Origin of the sequence: Streptomyces sp. DH10, from assembly GCF_029813805.1 — a bacterium.
In the GTDB taxonomy this organism is placed as follows: domain Bacteria; phylum Actinomycetota; class Actinomycetes; order Streptomycetales; family Streptomycetaceae; genus Streptomyces; species Streptomyces coeruleofuscus.
On the sequence record NZ_JARVKU010000036.1, the window covers coordinates 1 to 17072 of the forward strand.

The following is a 17072-nucleotide window of genomic DNA, read 5'->3' on the forward strand; positions in this document are numbered from 1 at the left end:
CGCTGACGGCGAGGCACCACGCCCCCTTTTCGGACCGCTCCAGGAAGCCAAGAAGTGAAACCCCTCACACTCATCAGGTCCAGCAGCGCGCTGCGGGTCGCGCCTGTCGCCCTGCTTCTCGTGTTCGCCTACTACGCCACCGATCTCGGTGACGACCTCCGTATCGATCCGCTGGGCTACTCCGCCACCGTGGTCGACGCGGTGCTGCGCAACCTGCTGCCCGTGGCCTTCGCGGTCGCCTCGGGTCTCGCCGCCTGGGAGGCGCGCAAGCTGGGAGCCTCCGGAATCTGGGGGCTGGGCGCGGTGCGATCCCGCTACACCGTCGCCGCACAGCACCTGGCTCCCGTCGTCGTACTGGCCTGGCTGCTCCTCGTCCTCCCCACGCTGTGCGCCCTTGCTCAGGAGCAGGTCGCACCCGACCTGCCCGGCCTCACGCTGCTGGCGTTCGCGCTGGTGCTCTGCGTCGCCCACGGCATCGTCGGATTCGCCGTCGGAGCCACCGTCCGGCACATCGCCGTGGTGCCCATCATCGCGGTCACCGACTTCCTGGCCGTCGGCTGGTCCACGGGACTGGAGACACCGTGGCCCCGGCACCTCACCGGCCTCTTCGCCGGAAAGATGATGTTCGGTGAACTGCCCACCCCCGCCGCCCTCGCGGCTCCCCTCCTGCTCGCCGTCGGCTCCGCCTGCGCCATGGCCCTGCTGTGGGCGCCCGTTTCCCGCTGGTTCCGAGGAGCCGTCGCGGCAGCACTCGTCTTCGTCTGCGCGTTCGGCTCGTTCTCCTTGGTCGGCAACTGGAGCTACATAGGCCCGCGGAGCACCGGTCACGGCACGGTCGCCTGCGCCGGGCAGTCCCCCCGCATCTGTCTGCCCGAGGCGCGCGCCCAGCACATCTCCTTTCTCACCGAGGAAGCGGAGGCCACGCTGGAAACCCTGAGACGAGCCGGTCTGCCCGCCGAGCCGGCTTCCATCGCGGACACTTCCCTCAGCCTCCGGTATCCCGAACCGTCCACCGAGGACGACTGGACCGTCCCGCTCGGGGTGGGCGAGGCCACCGGCACCGTCCGCTACCAGATCGCCCGCGAAGTGGTGCGTTTCGAATGCGCCCCTCCCGCCACCGGTCCCGCCCGCCAGGTCTACTTCTGGGTGTCCTCCAAGGTCGGGCAGGCGGACACCTACTTGAGACGGCTCAGCTCCGAGCCCGATTTCACCCCTCAGGAACGCAGCCGGATCCAGGACGGAGTGGGGAAGGTCCTGCGGTTGAGCAAGGACCGGCAACTGGACTGGTACGAGAAGACCGTGGCGGAGGCCTGCGAGGAAGACGGGAAGACAACGTGATGTGGTGGCTGCGTGCCCGCCGCGCCCACACTCGGCTGCCCCTGGGCTTCCTGATGTTCGCGCTGCTGGCGGCGATCGTTCAGGACACCCCCCTCTTCCTGCCGTCCATCTGGTCCGGCGGCTCCGAGATCGTGCAGGCCGCCACACTGGTCCCGCTCGTGCTGACCTCGGTCCTCTTCGACTGTCTGCACACCCGGCTGGACGCCGCCGAGAACACCGGAATCCGGCCCGTCAGATCCTTCGACGTCCTGCTCTCGCTCGGTGTGGTGGCCCTCGCATGCGCTGTGGGTGAGGTGATCGCCATGGTCACCGGGGCAGCGTCGGCCGAGACACTGGGCCGCAACACGGCCTTCCTCGCCGGCCTCACGCTGTTGTGCGGGGCTCTCTTCGGGAGATCCGCGGTCCTCGTTCCCGCACTGTGGCCGCTGCTCGGCGTGCTGTTCGGCATGAGAGCGCCCGGTGACGCCTATCCGTGGACCGTCCTCCTCGAACCGCCCGGCACCTGGTACGCCACGACGGGAGCCGTCTTGATGCTCACCGTCGGCGTGGGTGCCCACCTCCTTTCACCGACCCGCTTCGCACGGAGAGCCGCATGACGCTTGTTCTCGATTCCTGCACTTTCGCCTACGGCCGACGGCGGGCTGCCGTGCTGAAGGACTTCAGCTACCGCCTTCCGGACGGACTGACCATCCTTCTCGGACCGAACGGGGCCGGAAAGTCCACCATGTTGCAGCTGGCCGCTGCCGTCACCGCTCCGCAGCGGGGAACCGTGACGTGGGACGGACTCGACGCGAAGAGCAAGGACTACCGGCGGACGGTGGCCTGGATGCCGCAGAACATCACCCCCCTGCCCTCGCTCACGGCACGCGAGTACGTCGCCTATGTGGGCTGGCTGAAGGGAATGAGCAGGGGCGATGCCTGGGCCAACGCTCCTCGGGCGCTGTCCCGTGTCGAGATGTCGGAGCGCGCCGACACGCGCACCAGCCGGCTCTCGGGCGGCCAGCTGAGGCGGGTGGGGGTGGCCTGTGCCCTGGTCCACGAGGCAAGGGTGCTCCTCCTGGACGAACCCACGGCCGGTATGGACCCACGTCAGCGACGGGTTTTCCGCGATCTCCTGGGCTCGGTCAAGGACGAGGTCCGCATCCTGCTGTCCACGCATGACGTGACCGATCTCGCCGAAGAGGCCGATCATGTGTCTGTACTGGTGGGCGGGCGTCTCGTGCAGAACGGTTCGACCGGCGAGTTCCTCGCCCACACTCCGCCCGGTACGGCGCAGGGCCGGGCCGCCGAAGGGGCTTATACGACCCTGCTCGAGTCGGCCTGACCCGCTCAGGCGAGCCGGGTCACGTGTCCTGGATCCCCAGATCCTTGATGATCTTCGCCACGTGCCCCGTCGCCCGGACGTTGTACAGCGCGCGCTCGACCCTGCCCTCCTCGTCCACGACGATCGTGGAGCGGATGACGCCCATGTAGGTCTTGCCGTAGTTCTTCTTCTCGCCGAAGGCGCCGTACGACTCCAGGACCTGCTTGTCCGGGTCGGCCAGCAACGTGACCTTCAGGGACTCCTTGTCGCGGAACTTGGCCAGCTTCTCGGGCTTGTCGGGGGAGATGCCGATCACCTCGTAGCCCGCGCCGGTCAGCAGCTCCAGGTTGTCCGTGAAGTCGCAGGCCTGCTTGGTGCAGCCGGGGGTGAGGGCGGCCGGGTAGAAGTACACGATGACCTTGCGGCCCTTGTGGTCCGACAGGGACACCTCGGTGCCGTCGGCGTCTGGCAGGGTGAAGGCGGGGGCCACGTCCCCCGGCTGGAGTCGCTCGCTCATCGGGCCAGCGTAACCGGGGGTCCTGACAGTGGGACGAGCCGCGGAGCTGACAGACTGTCCCGCACAGGCTTCACACCGACTTCGGAGGCGACACGGTGGCGGACACGGCGGACACCAGGACCCCGGCGCAGATCGAGGCGGACATCAGGCGCCGCCGCGAGACCCTGGCCGAGACCCTGGACGAGATCGGGGTGCGGGTGCACCCGAAGACGATCGTCGGGGACGCGAAGGCCAAGGTCGCGTCCAACATCGATCACACCCTCGGGCGGGCCTATGTGGAGGTCAACCGGGCCGTCACCGAGGTGCGGTCGCGGTTCGTGGACGAGGACGGGGCGCCGCGCCTGGAGCGGGTCGTGCCCGTCGCGCTCGTCGTCGTCGGAGTGGTCGGACTGCTCGCCGTCAGCACGCGGCGGCGCAAGGGCTGACCCGACCGCTTACGTTCACGGGGAAGACAGGTAGGTTTCAGGGCGTGAGCGCCAAGAGAAACGAGCACAGCACCCATCCCGACAAGCTGCCCATCCGGATGCTGCACGACCGCGTACTCGTGCGGCAGGACACCAGCGAGGGCGAGCGGCGTTCCGGCGGCGGCATCCTGATCCCCGCCACGGCGGCGGTCGGCCGGCGGCTGGCCTGGGCCGAGGTCGTCGCGGTGGGGCAGAACGTACGGACCGTCGAGCCGGGCGACCGGGTTCTGTTCGACCCGGAGGACCGTGCCGAGGTCGAGGTGCGCGGTATCGCGTACGTGCTCATGCGCGAGCGTGATCTGCACGCCGTGGCAGCGGACCGGTTCGAGGGCTCCGAGGACTCGACGGGCCTGTATCTGTAGTCCGCACAGCAGCGCGAAGGGGCCGGTGACGGGAGTCACCGGCCCCTTCGCCTTGCTTTGCTACGTTGGAGTAACCCCCGACGAGACGCGCCGTACCGGGTCGAAGGCAAAGACGACGCACCGCACCGTCAGCCCGTTTCCCGGAGGTGCCGTCATGGCCTGGGTTCTGCTCGTCGTCGCCGGTCTGCTCGAAGTCGGGTGGTCCGTCGGTATGAAGTACACCGACGGTTTCACGCGCCCGCTCCCCAGCGTTCTCACCGGTGCCGGCATCGTCGCCAGCATGCTGCTGCTGTCCCACGCGGCCAAGACCCTGCCCATCGGTACCGCCTACGGCGTGTGGGTGGGCATCGGGGCGGCCGGGGCGGCGGTGTTCGGCATGGCCGTGCTGGGGGAGCCGGCCACCGCCGCCCGGATCTTCTTCGTGTGCCTGTTGCTGGTCGCCGTGGTGGGGCTGAAGGCGACCTCGGGTCACTGAGCTGACTTATTCGCCGCGACGCGAGCCCTGCGGGACCACGCCCCAGCCGGGGCCCGTGGGGCCGCCCGTCGCGCCGTCGTCGGTCTCGTCGCCGCCGCCCTCCGTCGTGCCGCCGTCGCCCGTGCCGCCGTCGGTGGCGGTGCCGCCGTCGCCGGTCCCGCCGTCCGCGGTGCCGCCGCCGGTCGGGGACTCGTCGCCCGTGCCGCCGTCGGTGGTGCCGCCGTCGGTCTGGCCCTGATTCTGCCCCTCGGGGGCGCTCGGGCTCTGGCCGGGCGTTTCGGTGCCGTCGTCCTGGCCGCCGGTGGACGTGCCGCCGCCGTCGGTGGTGCCGCCCGTGGTCGGGTCGGCCGGGGCCTCGGTGCCGGGGGCCTGCGGGACGTCGGAGCCCGGGGCGAGCCTGAGGTCGAAGTCGGTGACCGGCTCGTCCTTCAGGGCGTCCCGGGTGAACTGGGCCCAGATCTCGGCCGGTGCCCCGCCGCCGTTGATGCGGTCCTGGCCCATCGCGCCGTACAGCGACTTGTGGGCGGCGGTGACCGGGTCCTGGCCCATGACGGAGACGACCGTGGCGAGGTCGGGGGTGTAGCCCGCGAACCAGGCCGCCGTGTCCTCCTCGGCGGTGCCGGTCTTGCCCGCGGCGGGGCGGCCCGCGGCCTGCGCGGCGGAGGCCGTGCCGTTCTGGACGACGCTGCGCAGGACCGAGGTGGTGGTGTCGGCGGCCTCGCGGCTCACGGCCTGCCGGGTGCGCCGCTCGGGCAGCTGGACCGGCGTGCCTTCCTTGGTGACCTTCTCGACCATCGTGTACGTGCCGTGCCGGCCGTGGTTGGCGAGCGTGGCGTACGCCTCCGCCATGTCGAGGACGCTGGCGGTGGCGGTGCCGAGCGCGATGGCGGGGCCGTCGGCGAGGTCGGGGGTGGCCTCGGGGACGCCGAGGTCGATCGCGGTCTGCTTGACCTTCTGGGGGCCGACGTCGGCGGCCATCTGCGCGTACACCGAGTTCACGGACTTGTCGGTGGCCTCGGTGACGGTGATGTCGCCGTAGGAGACCTGGTCCTCGTTCTCCGGGGCGTACGGGTCGCCGGTCCAGCCCTGGACGGAGCGCTTGTTGGTGCCGTCGTAGATCGTGTACGGGGTGATCGGGCGGCCGTCCTGGGTCTGCGAGTCGTTCTCGACGGCCGAGGTGAACACGAACGGCTTGAAGGTGGAGCCGACCTGGAAGTCCCTGCGGGTGGCGTTCGGGGTGTACTGCTTGACGTAGTCGACGCCGTTGTACATCGCCACGACCTTGCCGGTCTTGGGGTCGACGGCGGCGCCGCCCGCGCGGACGTAGGTGTCGACCTTGTTGTTCTTCTTGTCCAGCTTGTCCATCAGCTTGTCGTTGACGGCCTTCACGAAGGCGTCCTGCCGGGGCTTCTGGAGCGTCGTGGTGATGCGGTAGCCGCCGGCGTCGAGCTGATTCTCGTCGATGATCTTGTTCTGGGTGAGGTAGTCCTTGACGGTCCGGACGATGTAGCCGCGCTGCCCGGACATGCCGGTGGAGAGGGTGGACTCCTTCGGCATCGGGAACTTCATGCCGGCCCGCTTCGACTCGCTGAGCCAGCCCTTCTTGACCATGCCGTCCAGGACGTAGTTCCAGCGGGACTCGGCGGCCTTGCGGTTCTCGGGGTGGGCGACGACGTCGTACTGGCTGGGGGCGTTGACGAGCGCGGCGAGGTAGGCGCCGCGGGCCGGGTCGAGGTCCCTGGCGTCCATGCCGTAGTAGGCCTGGGCGGCGGCCTGGATGCCGTAGGCGTTGCGGCCGAAGTAGCTGGTGTTGAGGTAGCCCTCGAGGATGTGGTTCTTGCTCTGCTCGCGGTCCAGCTTGATCGCGATGAAGAACTCCTTGGCCTTGCGTGTGACGGTCTGCTCCTGGCGCAGGTAGTAGTTCTTCACGTACTGCTGGGTGATCGTGGAGCCGGACTGCTTGCCCTTGCCGAGGGCCGTGTTCCAGGCGGCGCGGACCATGGCCTTGGGGTCGACGGCGGACTCGGTGTAGAAGTCGCGGTCCTCCGCGGCCAGGATCGCGTGCTGGGCGTCCTTGGAGATCTGCGGGAGCGAGACGTTCTCCCGGTTGATCTCGCCGTCGCGGGCGATCACGGAACCGTCCGCGTAGAGGTAGACGTTGGCCTGCTTCGTGGCGAGCGCGTTGGCCGGCGGGATCTTCACCAGCGAGTAGCCGAGGAAGAAGCCGCCGACCAGCAGCAGGGCGACGATGATGAAGGCGCCGAGCGTCATACGCCAGGTCGGGATGATCCGGCGCCAGCCGGTCCGCTTCGGTTTCCCGGCAGGCCGGGCCTCCGGCGCGTTCGGGTCGCCGTCCGCCTGCGGCTGGCTCGGTGCCCAGCCCGGTGTCGGCTGCTGCGGCTGAGGCTCGTCACTCATGTCGTGCACGGACTCCTGTTTCGCGTCGTACGTCGTTCCCGTACGTCTCTGCTCGCTCTTGCGCCCCTGTGATGAAGACTGTCCCATCCGGCGATCAGTTCCCTGACCGAGGGCCGTGTCGTGAGCCGTGGGGCGGGACGGGCCGTGTGCGGTCGGGCGCGCGGGCGGGCGCAGGGTGAACCGCGCTGTTCCGCACGCCTGCCCGAATCGCGATCTCGCCTGCGCGACAGCCGCCCGGACCTGCGCGACATTCGCCCGAAGGGGGACACGACCGTGGGTGCGACGGCTCGTACGCTCCGTCCCGGCCGGCACCGCCGCCGTGCTGTTCGCCCCGGCCACGGGCGCCTCGGCCCACGCGGACGCAACGGATCGTACCGTCTGGGCCGGTGCGCACTCGTCCCCGACGCATGCGCCGCTCCTCGAAATTGCCTGGCACGCGTGATCGCCGGTCCACTAGGCTCCTGCGCTTCGGTGCCGTGCGGCGAGGAGGGCTGGGGTGGTGGGCTCGGCGCGGTTGTACGCGGCCGTCGCGGCGGGGGGCTTCCGGCGGTACGCGACGTATCGGGCGGCCACGGTGGCCGGGGTGTTCACCAACACGGTCTTCGGCCTCATCCTCGTCTACACCTACCTGGCGCTCTGGGAGGAACGGCCGCATCTCGGGGGGTACGACCAGGCGCAGGCCGTGACCTATGTGTGGCTGGGGCAGTGCCTCTACGCGACGCTGGCCATCCAGGGCGGCGGAGCCGAGAAGGACCTGATGGAGCGCATCCGCACCGGCGAGATCGCCGTCGACCTGTACCGGCCGGCCGATCTCCAGCTGTGGTGGCTGGCGGGCGACGTGGGGCGGGCGCTGTTCCAGATGCTGGGGCGGGGCGTCATCCCGTTCGTGTTCGGCGCGGTCTTCTTCCCCATGGCGCTGCCGACGTCGGTCACGCCCTGGGCGGCCTTCGCGGTCACGCTCCTGCTGGCGACGGTCGTCAGCTTCGCGATCCGCTACCTGGCGGCTCTGAGCGTGTTCTGGCTCATGGACGGCATGGGCGTCAACCAGGTGCTGATGATCACGGGGGTCTTCTTCTCGGGCATGGTGCTGCCGCTGAACGCCTTCCCTGGCGTGTTCGGCGACATCGTGCGGGTGCTGCCGTGGGCGGCGCAGATCCAGATGCCGGCGGACGTGCTGATGGGGGAGACCGACCCGCTCGGGGCGTTCGCCTTCCAGGCGGCGTGGGCGGTGGCGCTGCTGGCGGCGGGGCGGCTGTTGCAGTCGGCCGCGACGCGGCGGGTGGTGGTGCAGGGTGGCTGAGCGGAGCGTCCTGCTGGAGGGGCTGCGGGCCTACCGGCTGATCGCCGGGATGTGGGTGCGGTCCAGCATGACCTACCGCACCTCCTTCGTCGTCACGGTGTTCGGCAACCTGATGGTGACCGGCCTGGACTTCGTGGGGATCCTGCTGATGTTCTCGCAGGTCGACTCGCTGGGCGGCTGGTCCCTGCCCGAGATCGCGTTCCTGTACGGGCTGTCGGTGACGGCGTTCGGGATCGCCGACCTGGTGCTGGGCTCGATGGACGTCCTGGGCGCCCGGATGCGTGACGGCTCGTTCGACATCCTGCTCGTGCGTCCTGCGCCGGTGCTCGCCCAGGTCGGCGCCGACCGCTTCGCGCTGCGCCGCCTGGGCCGGATCACCCAGGGCGCGGTGGTACTGGGCTGGGCGCTGGCCTCGGTCGACGTCGACTGGAGTGCGCCGAAGGCGCTGCTGGTGCCGGTGATGATGGTCAGCGGTGCGGCGATCTTCTCGGCGGTGTTCGTGGCGGGCGCGGCCTTCCAGATCTTCGCCCAGGACGCCGCGGAGGTGCAGAACGCGTTCACGTACGGCGGGACGACGCTGCTCCAGTATCCGCCGACCGTGTTCGGGAAGGACCTGGTGCGCGGCGTGACCTTCATGCTGCCGCTCGCCTTCGTCAACTGGGTCCCCGCCGCCCATGTGCTGGGCCGGCCGTACCCGGTCGAGCTGCCGCAGTGGACGGCCTTCGCGTCGCCGCTGGTGGCGGTGGCCTGCTGCGCGCTGGCGGGGATGGCGTGGCGGGTGGGGCTTCGTTCCTACCGGAGTACGGGGAGTTGAGGTGACCGGGGTGGACAGCGGGCCGGCCGGAGTGGACGACGGGTCGACCGGAACGGACAGCGGATTCATCGAACTCGACGGCGTCGAGAAGGTCTTCGACGTGCGCAAGAAGACCGGCTTCATGAAGCGGGAGCGGCGGCAGGTGAGGGCCGTCGACTCGATCTCCTTCCGCGTGGAACGCGGCGAGATGGTCGGCTACATCGGCCCGAACGGCGCCGGCAAGTCGACCACGATCAAGATGCTGACCGGCATCCTCACACCGAGCGCCGGCCGGCTCCGGGTCGCCGGCATCGACCCCTCCCGCGACCGCATGCGGCTCGCGCACCGCATCGGTGTGGTGTTCGGGCAGCGTACGACGCTGTGGTGGGACCTCCCGCTGGTCGACTCGTACCGGCTGATGCACCGCATGTACCGGATCCCGCACGCCCGTTACCGCGAGAACCTCGACCGTCTGGTCGAACTCCTCGACCTGGGCGACCTCTTGGACGTGCCGGTACGGCAGCTCTCGCTCGGGCAGCGCATGCGCGGCGACATCGCGGCGGCACTGCTGCACGACCCGGAGGTGCTGTACCTCGACGAGCCGACCATCGGCCTCGACGTCGTGTCGAAGTCCAAGGTGCGGGAGTTCCTGCGGGAGTTGAACGCCGAGCGCGGCACGACGGTGCTGCTGACCACGCACGACCTCCAGGACATCGAGCAGTTGTGCAAGCGGGTGATGGTCATCGACCACGGGCGCCTGATGTACGACGGCCCGCTCGCCGGGCTGCACGAGGCGGGGGAGAGCGAGCGGATCCTGGTGGTGGACCTGGAGCGGGAACTGCCGCCGATCGACGCCCCGGCACCCGCCCGGGTCGTCCGGGTGGACGGCCCGCGGCAGTGGCTGGCGTTCCCGGCGGCGCAGTCGGCGGCGCCGCTCGTCGCGCGGATCGCGGCGCAGTACCCGCTGGTGGACCTGTCGGTGCGGGAGCCGGACATCGAGGCGGTGATCGCGAAGATGTACGCGGAGCGCGCGACCGCATAGTGCCCGGGACGGGTAACTCGTAGGCTGCTGTGTATGACCGACGACTCAGTCCCGGACCTCCGCGCCTCCGACGCCGACCGTGAACGGGTCGCCGAGATCCTGCGGGACGCCCTCGCGGAGGGCCGTCTCGACATGGCGGAGTTCGAGGAGCGGCTGGACGCGACGTACCAGGCGCGGACGTACGGGGAACTGGCGCCGATCACCCGGGACCTGCCGGCCCCAGGTCTCACCGCGCCCTCCGTGTCCCTGACCAAGGAGCCGGCGGCCGGCTCGGACCTGTCCGGGCGGATCGTCGGTGGTGAGGGAAGCTCGACGTGGGCCGTCGCCGTGATGTCGGGCTTCCAGCGCAAGGGGCACTGGACGATGCCCCGGCGGTTCACCTGCTTCGCCTTCTGGGGCGGTGGGGAGATCGACCTGCGCGAGGCGCGCTTCGCGGACCGCGAGGTGGAGATCAACGCCATCGCGATCATGGGCGGGATCGACGTCATCGTCCCGCCCGGCGTCGAGGTCGTCGTCCGCGGCATCGGCGTCATGGGCGGCTTCGACCACCAGGAGGAGGGCGTCCCGGGTGCCCCCGGAGCGCCGCGCGTCATCATCACCGGCTTCGCCTTCTGGGGCGGCGTCGGAGTCCAGCGAAAGCTGACCCGGGCGGAGAAACAGCGGCTCCGCGAGGAACGCCGCCAGGAGAAGCTGGACGGCCGGGCGGGGCGGCGCCAGCTGGACTGAGCCGGGGCGTTGCGCGGCCCGGCGCCGCGGGGTGCCACCTGCGCCCACCCGTGCCGCCTGGGGGCACCTCCCAGGCCCTTGAGGCACTGGGGGAGGCACGACTGCCCGCAGGCGGCGGCAGTGCGCGACAGCAGGCAGCCCTACAGCTCCGCCGGCGCCGACCCCTTCAGGCTCTCCAGATCAAACGCCTCCGCCATCCGCGAGTACCCCTTGTCACTGGGATGCAGATGATCCCCGGAGTCGTAGTCGGCCCGCAGTCGCCGCGGGTCGTAAGGATCACGCAGCGCCTTGTCGAAGTCGACCACCGCGTCGAAGACCCGCCCCGCGCGGATCTCCGCGTTGATCTGCTGCCGCACGGCTTCCCGCCCGTCCGAGTACCCCCGGTGCCCGCCGAACGGCATCAGCGTCGCCCCCACGACCTTCAGCCCCCGCGCGTGCGCCTGCCCGACCATCGTGCGCAGGCCCCCGAGAATCGCGTTCGGATCGGCGAGCCGCGGATTGCGCAGGATGTCGTTGACCCCGAGGTCGATGACGACGACCTTGGCGTTCGTCCGCTCCAGCACGTCCCGCGCGAAGCGGTTCAGCCCGCTGGGGTTGTCCGCCGGCCGGCCCAGCCCGTCCGTGAGGACCCGGTTCCCGCTGATGCCCTGGTTGACGACGCTGTAGCGCGGCAGGTCCCGCCCGGCGGCGATCTCCGCGCGTAGCCTGTCGGACAGGACGTCGGTCCACCTGTTGTTCGCGCCGAGGGTGGAGGTGATGCCGTCGGTGAGCGAGTCGCCGAGGACGACGACCGTCCCGTCGGCCTCGTTGCTCAGCACGTCCAGCGCGGTCAGGTAACGCCAGTACAGGCTCTGCTCGGTGTACGGCGCTCCCGTCGCGTCAGCCGTGTGGTCGCCCTGGGCGACGTAGGAGACCTGCCTGGCGCGGGGGTGGTACGTCACCGGGCCGGAGCTGGTCGGCGTGTACGTGGTGATCAGGACGTCCGCGTCGGGCGGGATGACGATGCGCACGGCGTCGCTCATCACCTGGCGGCCGGGCGGGATGACCACCGTCGGCCCGCCGTTGAAGGTCAGCTGCCGCATCGTGTCCGAGAGCGCCGCGGGCGTACCGCTGCCGGCGGCGACCGCGATCGAGGCCTGCGTGATGCTCAGCGGCGACTGGCCGTAGAGATTGGACAGCGTCACGCGGGCACTCGTACCGCCGACGCTGGTGTGGACGACGTTGCGCACCGAACGGTCCGCCATGCCGGTCGTCTCCGTGCCGGGCTCGGCCGCGGCCGGGGAGGTGGACCAGGTGCCGACCCAGGTGCCGGTGGAGGCGGGGGCGGCGGAGTTGTTCGGAAGGCGGCTGCCGGTGACGGCGTTCCGGCTGTGCGTGCCGTCGTCGGACGCCACTCCGACGTATATGGCGGTGGAAAGGGCCACGATGGCTGCGACCAGCCCGGCCAGAAGGGCGTAACCACGACCCCGGGTCATGCTGTGTAGTTCTCCTCGGGCGATGGGAGCCCCAGGCTCCGATCTGATGTGCCCATGATGCGTCATGGGCAGGGGGAAGCTCACAGGACCCCCCGTGGCATTACCCCCTCCCGACAGACGCCGGGAACTCCTGATCCGTTCCAGGAGTCGGTCAGGAAGGGACAATGTGTGCGGGATCACCAAGCGGGTGGAGCGGATGGAACGTACGAAAGTGGAAGAAAAGGGCGGTGTCCGGGGGCAGCATGCCCGCCCGGGCGCCGTCACGAACCGCGCGATGACGACCTTCAGTCCGGCGGACGAGGAGAAACAGCGCGGCGTTCGCCGCATGAAACTCACCGCCACCGGGCTCCTGCTGTTCGTGGCCGTGGTCTACATCCTCGCCAAGTGGGCCCAGAACTCCGGCGCCGGACCCTGGGCGGCCTATGTCGCGGCGGCCGCCGAGGCGGGCATGGTCGGCGCGCTCGCCGACTGGTTCGCCGTCACCGCCCTCTTCCGCCACCCCCTCGGCATCCCCATCCCGCACACCGCGATCATCCCCACCAAGAAGGACCAGCTCGGCGTCTCCCTCGGTGAGTTCGTCGGGGAGAACTTCCTCTCCGAGGACGTCGTACGGCAGCGGCTGCGCGCCGTCGGCATCGGCAGCCGCCTCGGCGCCTGGCTCGCCGTCCCCGAGCACGCCGACCGCGTCACGGCGGAGCTGTCCACCGCCCTGCGCGGCGCCCTGACCGTCCTGCGCGACTCCGACGTCCAGGCCGTGGTCGGCGAGGCGATCACCCGCCGTGCCAACGCCCAGGAGATCGGACCCGGCATCGGAAAGATGCTGGAGAAGGTCGTCGCCGACGGCGGCCACAAGCGGGTCGTCGACCTGGTCGTCACCCGCGCGCACGACTGGCTGGTGCTGCACCGCGACGAGGTGATGGACGCCGTGGAGGGCGGCGCCCCCGGCTGGACGCCCAGGTTCGTCGACCGCAAGGTCGGCGAGCGCGTCTACAAGGAACTCCTGCGCTTCGCCACCGAGATGCGCGACATGCCCGCCCACCCCGCGCGCGGCGCCCTCGACCGCTTCCTCACCGACTTCGCCTCCGACCTCCAGTCCGACACCGACACCCGCGCCCGCATCGAGCGGCTCAAGGGCGAGGTGCTGGGCCGCGGCGAGGTCCAGGACCTCATCGCCAGCGCCTGGACGGCCGTACGATCCATGATCGTCGCGGCGGCGGAGGACGAGCGCAGCGAGCTGCGGCTGCGCGTACGGGCCTCCCTGCTGTCGCTTGGCTCCCGGATGGCGGCCGAGCGCAAGGTGCAGGACAAGGTCGACAAGTGGGTGGAGGACGCGGCCGTGTACGTCGTCACCACCTACCGCAAGGAGATCACCTCCCTGATCACGGACACGGTGGCGAGCTGGGACGCCGAGCACACCACGAGGAAGATCGAGGCGAACATCGGCCGCGACCTCCAGTTCATCCGGATCAACGGCACGGTGGTCGGCTCGCTCGCCGGCCTGCTGATCTACACGGTGTCGCACGCGCTGGGGGCGTGAGCGTGGGATGTGACACGCCGGTGGCGCGAGGTGCCAGGGCGTAAGCGATTCCGCTCAGGGCACTCGAACCGGGTTCTTCTCGACGGGGAGGGAGCCCATGACCACCGCACAGGCCGGGACCGGCCGAACCCTGACCACCGACATCCCAGCCCGCCTCGACCGCCTCCCGTGGTCGCGCTGGCACTGGACGATCGTCATCGGACTCGGCACCGTGTGGATCCTCGACGGCCTCGAAGTCACCGTCGTAGGCAACATCGCCAGCCGCCTGTCGGAGCCCGGCAGCGGCCTGCCCATCACCTCCGGCGAGGTCACCGGCCTCGCGGCCGCCCTCTATGTGGCGGGAGCCTGCTCCGGCGCGCTCTTCTGGGGCCGGCTGACCGACAAGTGGGGCCGTAAAAAACTCTTCATGATCACCCTGGCGGTCTACCTCGGCGCCACAGCCCTGACCGCGGTCGCCTTCGACACCTGGTGGTTCTTCCTCTTCCGCTTCCTCACCGGCTTCGGCATCGGCGGCGAGTACGCGGCCATCAACTCCGCGATCGACGAGCTGATCCCCAAGGAGTACCGCGGCCGCGTCGACCTGATGATCAACGGCAGCTTCTGGCTGGGCGCTGTCGGCGGCTCCCTGCTCTCGATCGTCGCCCTGGACACGGACATCTTCGCGGCCAACGTCGGCTGGCGCCTCACCTTTGCACTCGGCGCGGTCCTGGCCCTGGTGATCCTCCTGGTCCGCCGGCACGTCCCGGAGAGCCCCCGCTGGCTCCTGATCCACGGCCGCGACGACGAAGCGGAACGCATCGTCTCCTCGATCGAACGGAAGGTCGAGGAGGAGAACGGCGAACCGCTGCCGCGCCCGGAGGGCGAGATCACCATTCACCAGCGCCGCAGCGTCACCTTCCTGGAGATCGGCCGCACGGTCTTCTCCGACTACCGCCGCCGCGCCATCCTCGGCTTCTCCCTCTTCATCGGCCAGGCGTTCCTCTACAACGCCATCACCTTCGGCTTCGGCGCGATCCTGACGACGTTCTTCGACGTCCCGAGCGGCAGCACCGGCTACTACTTCGCGGTCATCGCACTCGGCAACTTCTGCGGCCCGCTGCTGCTGGGCAAGCTCTTCGACACGGTGGGCCGCCGGGTGATGATCTCCGGCACCTACCTGCTGTCCGGCCTGCTCCTCTTCGGCACGGCCTGGCTGTTCGACCAGGGCTCCCTCAGCGCGACCACGCTGACCGCATGCTGGTGCGCGGTGCTGTTCTTCGCCTCGGCGGGCGCGTCCAGCGCCTACCTGACGGTCTCCGAGGTCTTCCCGATGGAGACCCGCGCCATGTCCATCGCCTTCTTCTACGCCATCGGCACGGCGGCCGGCGGCATCAGCGGCCCGCTCCTCTTCGCCGACCTCACCGGCACGGGCAAGGTCGGCGACACGGTCCTCGCCTTCCAGATCGGCGCGACCCTGATGTGCCTGGCCGGCCTGACAGCGGCGATCCTCGCGGTGCGCGCGGAACGCCGTTCCCTGGAGGACATCGCCACGCCTCTGACGGCGGCGGTGGGCAAGGCAGACAGCGACTCCACGTCTGCCTCCGGCTCGACCGAGTCCAGGACGGCGACGGTGTAGTGCTCGCCTGACTGCGAGCCGCCGTGACTGCCCGCAGCCGACTTGGCTGCGGGCAGTCGTGCCGCTTGGGGCGGCACCCGTCCCACAGAGAGCGGCACCCCGCCAGCGCGGGCGAGCGCCCCGACCCGTGCCCGGGCCACAACGCCAGCGCCCCGCAACGTGCCGGACGCTACTCGGCCCCACCCCGCCGCACCTGATCCCGCCGTCGCAGCAGAAGCAACCCACCCGCAACGGCGGTGACACCTGCGGCGGCGGCCCACCCGACGACCTCATCGGAACCGGTGGCGGCGAGGTCCCGCCCCGAGGCGGGCGAGGCAGCGACCGACGGAGTGGCACCCGTCTGAGGCCGGGCACCGGACGTCGCAGCAGACGAAGCAGGGGCCGACGGCGCCGCCGGATCCGTCGCCTTGTCCCGCGTGAAGGCCAACGTGCCGAAGCCCAACTGGTCGTAACCCCCACTGTTGGGCCCGTAATCCCCGCCCCCACCCTCCGGCGCGGCCTTGGCCGCCGCACGCGTCACATACGACGCCGACAACCCCCGCCGCTTGGTGTAGTGGTTCGCGATCATCGCCCAGATCGGACGGGTCATGGCCGGATCCACCCCCGCGGCCCCGGCAGCGGTCTCACTGCCCGACCACCCCCCGATCGCCCCCTTCTTCCGCGTGTTGGCCGTGTACGGCACATCCCCGCCCAGGCTCCACTTCGCCACGTACTGCGCCCCCTTGAGGAAGCGGTTGTCGTCGTAGCCGTAGAGATCGATGCCCTGGTTCCACGCCATCTCGCAGACCGTGCCCATCAGCCCGACACCGAGCAGCGCGTGCCCCTGGTCCCGCCCGGCCTCGACCCACTCGGCGAGCCCGTCGTCGTGCACGACGGGAACGGCGTGCCTGACCGACCCCATGCCGTCCCCGTGCTTGAAGTACTCGACGGCCCGGTCGACCACGGCACGGTCGTCACAGAAGATGCCGGTGGCGAGCACACAGGCGATGGCCGTCAGGTCCCAGTTGGGCCAGTAGTTGGTGATGACGGCGCCGTTGTGATCGCGCAGGAAACTGTCGCTGAGCGGATGGAAGACGTTCCGCATCACGTCCTGCGCCCGCCCGAGCGCGAAGTCACCGTGGTCCCTTACGAGTTCGGCGGCGTTGGCGAACTGGTAGCCGTACAGCCCCGCGGCCAGGAACCGGTCGGCCGAGCCCTGGACCGACGTCAGCTTCCCCGACCAGGCGTTGAGGATCGCCACCGCGGTGTCGGCATGCGCGGTCTCGCCGCTGACGTGGTACCGCAGGGCGTTCTGGTAGGCGGCGTGGATGTCGTTGTAGAGGACCGCGTAGTTCTGGGGCGAACCCTCCCCCCGGTACACCGTGGCCTGCGGATTGGCCCGCCAGCCGCTCTGCGCGTGCCGGTTGGCGGTGAGCTTGGCGAACCCGGCCGCATAGGGTCTGGCGCCCGCCTTCACCTTGGCCGCCATACGGTCCAGGTCGGTACGGGTGTGCAGCAGCCCGGGGTGAGCGAAGGCGGAGCCGGCGGCGAAGGCCGGGCTCGCGAGCGCGGTCGTACCGACACCGGCGCCGACACCGATGCCGGCGGCTCCGGCTGCCGCGCCCGCGGCCTTCAGCATGCTCCGGCGGCTGATCTGTCGTGTCACGTTGTCGTACCTCAACGTCGTAAGTCGCGTTCCTGCGGGGGACGGTGAGGAGACGGCCGGAC

General features: G+C 70.3%; 15 protein-coding genes, 1 pseudogene and 1 riboswitch. Of the genes and pseudogenes, 12 read left to right on the forward strand and 4 right to left on the reverse strand.

Annotation, left to right across the window (positions count from 1 at the left end):
* Positions 1-54 precede the first annotated feature (54 nt).
* The 3 genes from QC385_RS41125 to QC385_RS41135 are packed head-to-tail and all read left to right on the forward strand — an operon-like array spanning position 55 to position 2662.
* On the forward strand, positions 55-1338 hold the full coding sequence (locus tag QC385_RS41125; protein WP_279546527.1) for a hypothetical protein: 1284 nt from the start codon (positions 55-57) through the stop codon (positions 1336-1338).
* Positions 1338-1934, forward strand: a complete 597-nt coding sequence (locus tag QC385_RS41130) for a hypothetical protein (protein WP_279546572.1) — start codon at positions 1338-1340, stop codon at positions 1932-1934. Before QC385_RS41125 ends, QC385_RS41130 begins: the two co-directional genes overlap by 1 nt.
* Positions 1931-2662, forward strand: a complete 732-nt coding sequence (locus QC385_RS41135) for an ATP-binding cassette domain-containing protein (RefSeq protein ID WP_279546528.1) — start codon at positions 1931-1933, stop codon at positions 2660-2662. The genes QC385_RS41130 and QC385_RS41135 overlap by 4 nt, the downstream gene beginning before the upstream one ends.
* A 19-nt stretch (positions 2663-2681) precedes the next feature.
* Here QC385_RS41135 and bcp read toward each other — a convergent pair whose 3' ends face one another.
* Positions 2682-3158, reverse strand: coding sequence for a thioredoxin-dependent thiol peroxidase (gene bcp / locus QC385_RS41140; protein ID WP_279546529.1), 477 nt, complete (start codon positions 3156-3158; stop codon positions 2682-2684).
* A gap of 95 nt (positions 3159-3253) precedes the next feature.
* Between bcp and QC385_RS41145 the strand changes: the two genes are divergently transcribed.
* From QC385_RS41145 to QC385_RS41155, 3 genes are all read left to right on the forward strand, one after another.
* Positions 3254-3583 (forward strand): DUF3618 domain-containing protein, encoded by a 330-nt coding sequence (locus QC385_RS41145; protein WP_279546530.1) that lies wholly within the window; start codon positions 3254-3256, stop codon positions 3581-3583.
* Positions 3584-3627: 44 nt separating this feature from the next.
* Positions 3628-3984, forward strand: coding sequence for a GroES family chaperonin (locus QC385_RS41150; RefSeq protein ID WP_010040015.1), 357 nt, complete (start codon positions 3628-3630; stop codon positions 3982-3984).
* Between the two features lie 54 nt (positions 3985-4038).
* Positions 4039-4106, forward strand: a riboswitch (guanidine-III (ykkC-III) riboswitch).
* 32 nt (positions 4107-4138) lie between these two features.
* Positions 4139-4459 (forward strand): DMT family transporter, encoded by a 321-nt coding sequence (locus tag QC385_RS41155; RefSeq protein WP_279546531.1) that lies wholly within the window; start codon positions 4139-4141, stop codon positions 4457-4459.
* Positions 4460-4465: 6 nt separating this feature from the next.
* Here QC385_RS41155 and QC385_RS41160 read toward each other — a convergent pair whose 3' ends face one another.
* Positions 4466-6877: a transglycosylase domain-containing protein gene (locus QC385_RS41160; RefSeq protein ID WP_279546532.1), complete on the reverse strand. Its 2412-nt coding sequence runs from the start codon at positions 6875-6877 to the stop codon at positions 4466-4468.
* A gap of 499 nt (positions 6878-7376) precedes the next feature.
* Here QC385_RS41160 and QC385_RS41165 point away from each other — a divergent pair, with 499 nt between their 5' ends.
* The 4 genes and pseudogenes from QC385_RS41165 to QC385_RS41180 all read left to right on the forward strand — a co-directional run.
* Positions 7377-8177 carry an ABC transporter permease gene (locus QC385_RS41165; RefSeq protein ID WP_279546573.1) on the forward strand — a complete coding sequence of 267 codons (801 nt, stop codon included), beginning with the start codon at positions 7377-7379 and terminating at the stop codon, positions 8175-8177.
* Positions 8170-8991 carry an ABC transporter permease gene (locus QC385_RS41170; RefSeq protein ID WP_279546533.1) on the forward strand — a complete coding sequence of 274 codons (822 nt, stop codon included), beginning with the start codon at positions 8170-8172 and terminating at the stop codon, positions 8989-8991. The genes QC385_RS41165 and QC385_RS41170 overlap by 8 nt, the downstream gene beginning before the upstream one ends.
* A gap of 10 nt (positions 8992-9001) precedes the next feature.
* Positions 9002-10012: an ABC transporter ATP-binding protein gene (locus QC385_RS41175; protein ID WP_279546574.1), complete on the forward strand. Its 1011-nt coding sequence runs from the start codon at positions 9002-9004 to the stop codon at positions 10010-10012.
* A gap of 33 nt (positions 10013-10045) precedes the next feature.
* Positions 10046-10732 (forward strand): annotated as a pseudogene (locus QC385_RS41180) (DUF1707 SHOCT-like domain-containing protein); the annotation flags it as partial.
* A 146-nt stretch (positions 10733-10878) separates the two neighbouring features.
* Here the strand turns inward: QC385_RS41180 and QC385_RS41185 are convergent.
* The gene (locus tag QC385_RS41185) at positions 10879-12213 is read right to left on the reverse strand and encodes an SGNH/GDSL hydrolase family protein (RefSeq protein ID WP_279546535.1); all 1335 of its coding nucleotides are present in this window, start codon (positions 12211-12213) and stop codon (positions 10879-10881) included.
* A 196-nt stretch (positions 12214-12409) separates the two neighbouring features.
* Here QC385_RS41185 and QC385_RS41190 point away from each other — a divergent pair, with 196 nt between their 5' ends.
* Both QC385_RS41190 and QC385_RS41195 read left to right on the forward strand, forming a co-directional pair.
* Complete coding sequence (locus QC385_RS41190) at positions 12410-13750, forward strand: DUF445 domain-containing protein (protein WP_443033112.1); 1341 nt, start codon at positions 12410-12412, stop codon at positions 13748-13750.
* A gap of 97 nt (positions 13751-13847) precedes the next feature.
* Positions 13848-15365, forward strand: coding sequence for an MFS transporter (locus QC385_RS41195; RefSeq protein ID WP_279546537.1), 1518 nt, complete (start codon positions 13848-13850; stop codon positions 15363-15365).
* Between the two features lie 169 nt (positions 15366-15534).
* Here the strand turns inward: QC385_RS41195 and QC385_RS41200 are convergent, their stop codons facing one another.
* Complete coding sequence (locus QC385_RS41200) at positions 15535-16983, reverse strand: alginate lyase family protein (RefSeq protein WP_279546575.1); 1449 nt, start codon at positions 16981-16983, stop codon at positions 15535-15537.
* Between the last annotated feature and the right edge of the window lie 89 nt (positions 16984-17072).

Bases quoted from the DNA above. Each gene is read 5' to 3' on its own strand.
- QC385_RS41130 (WP_279546572.1), top strand. From the start codon at position 1,338: ATGTGGTGGCTGCGTGCCCGCCGCGCCCACACTCGGCTGCCCCTGGGC.
- QC385_RS41135 (WP_279546528.1), top strand. From the start codon at position 1,931: ATGACGCTTGTTCTCGATTCCTGCACTTTCGCCTACGGCCGACGGCGG.
- bcp (WP_279546529.1), bottom strand. From the start codon at position 3,158: ATGAGCGAGCGACTCCAGCCGGGGGACGTGGCCCCCGCCTTCACCCTG.
- QC385_RS41155 (WP_279546531.1), top strand. From the start codon at position 4,139: ATGGCCTGGGTTCTGCTCGTCGTCGCCGGTCTGCTCGAAGTCGGGTGG.
- QC385_RS41160 (WP_279546532.1), bottom strand. From the start codon at position 6,877: ATGAGTGACGAGCCTCAGCCGCAGCAGCCGACACCGGGCTGGGCACCG.
- QC385_RS41185 (WP_279546535.1), bottom strand. From the start codon at position 12,213: ATGACCCGGGGTCGTGGTTACGCCCTTCTGGCCGGGCTGGTCGCAGCC.
- QC385_RS41190 (WP_443033112.1), top strand. From the start codon at position 12,410: ATGGAACGTACGAAAGTGGAAGAAAAGGGCGGTGTCCGGGGGCAGCAT.
- QC385_RS41195 (WP_279546537.1), top strand. From the start codon at position 13,848: ATGACCACCGCACAGGCCGGGACCGGCCGAACCCTGACCACCGACATC.
- QC385_RS41200 (WP_279546575.1), bottom strand. From the start codon at position 16,983: ATGCTGAAGGCCGCGGGCGCGGCAGCCGGAGCCGCCGGCATCGGTGTC.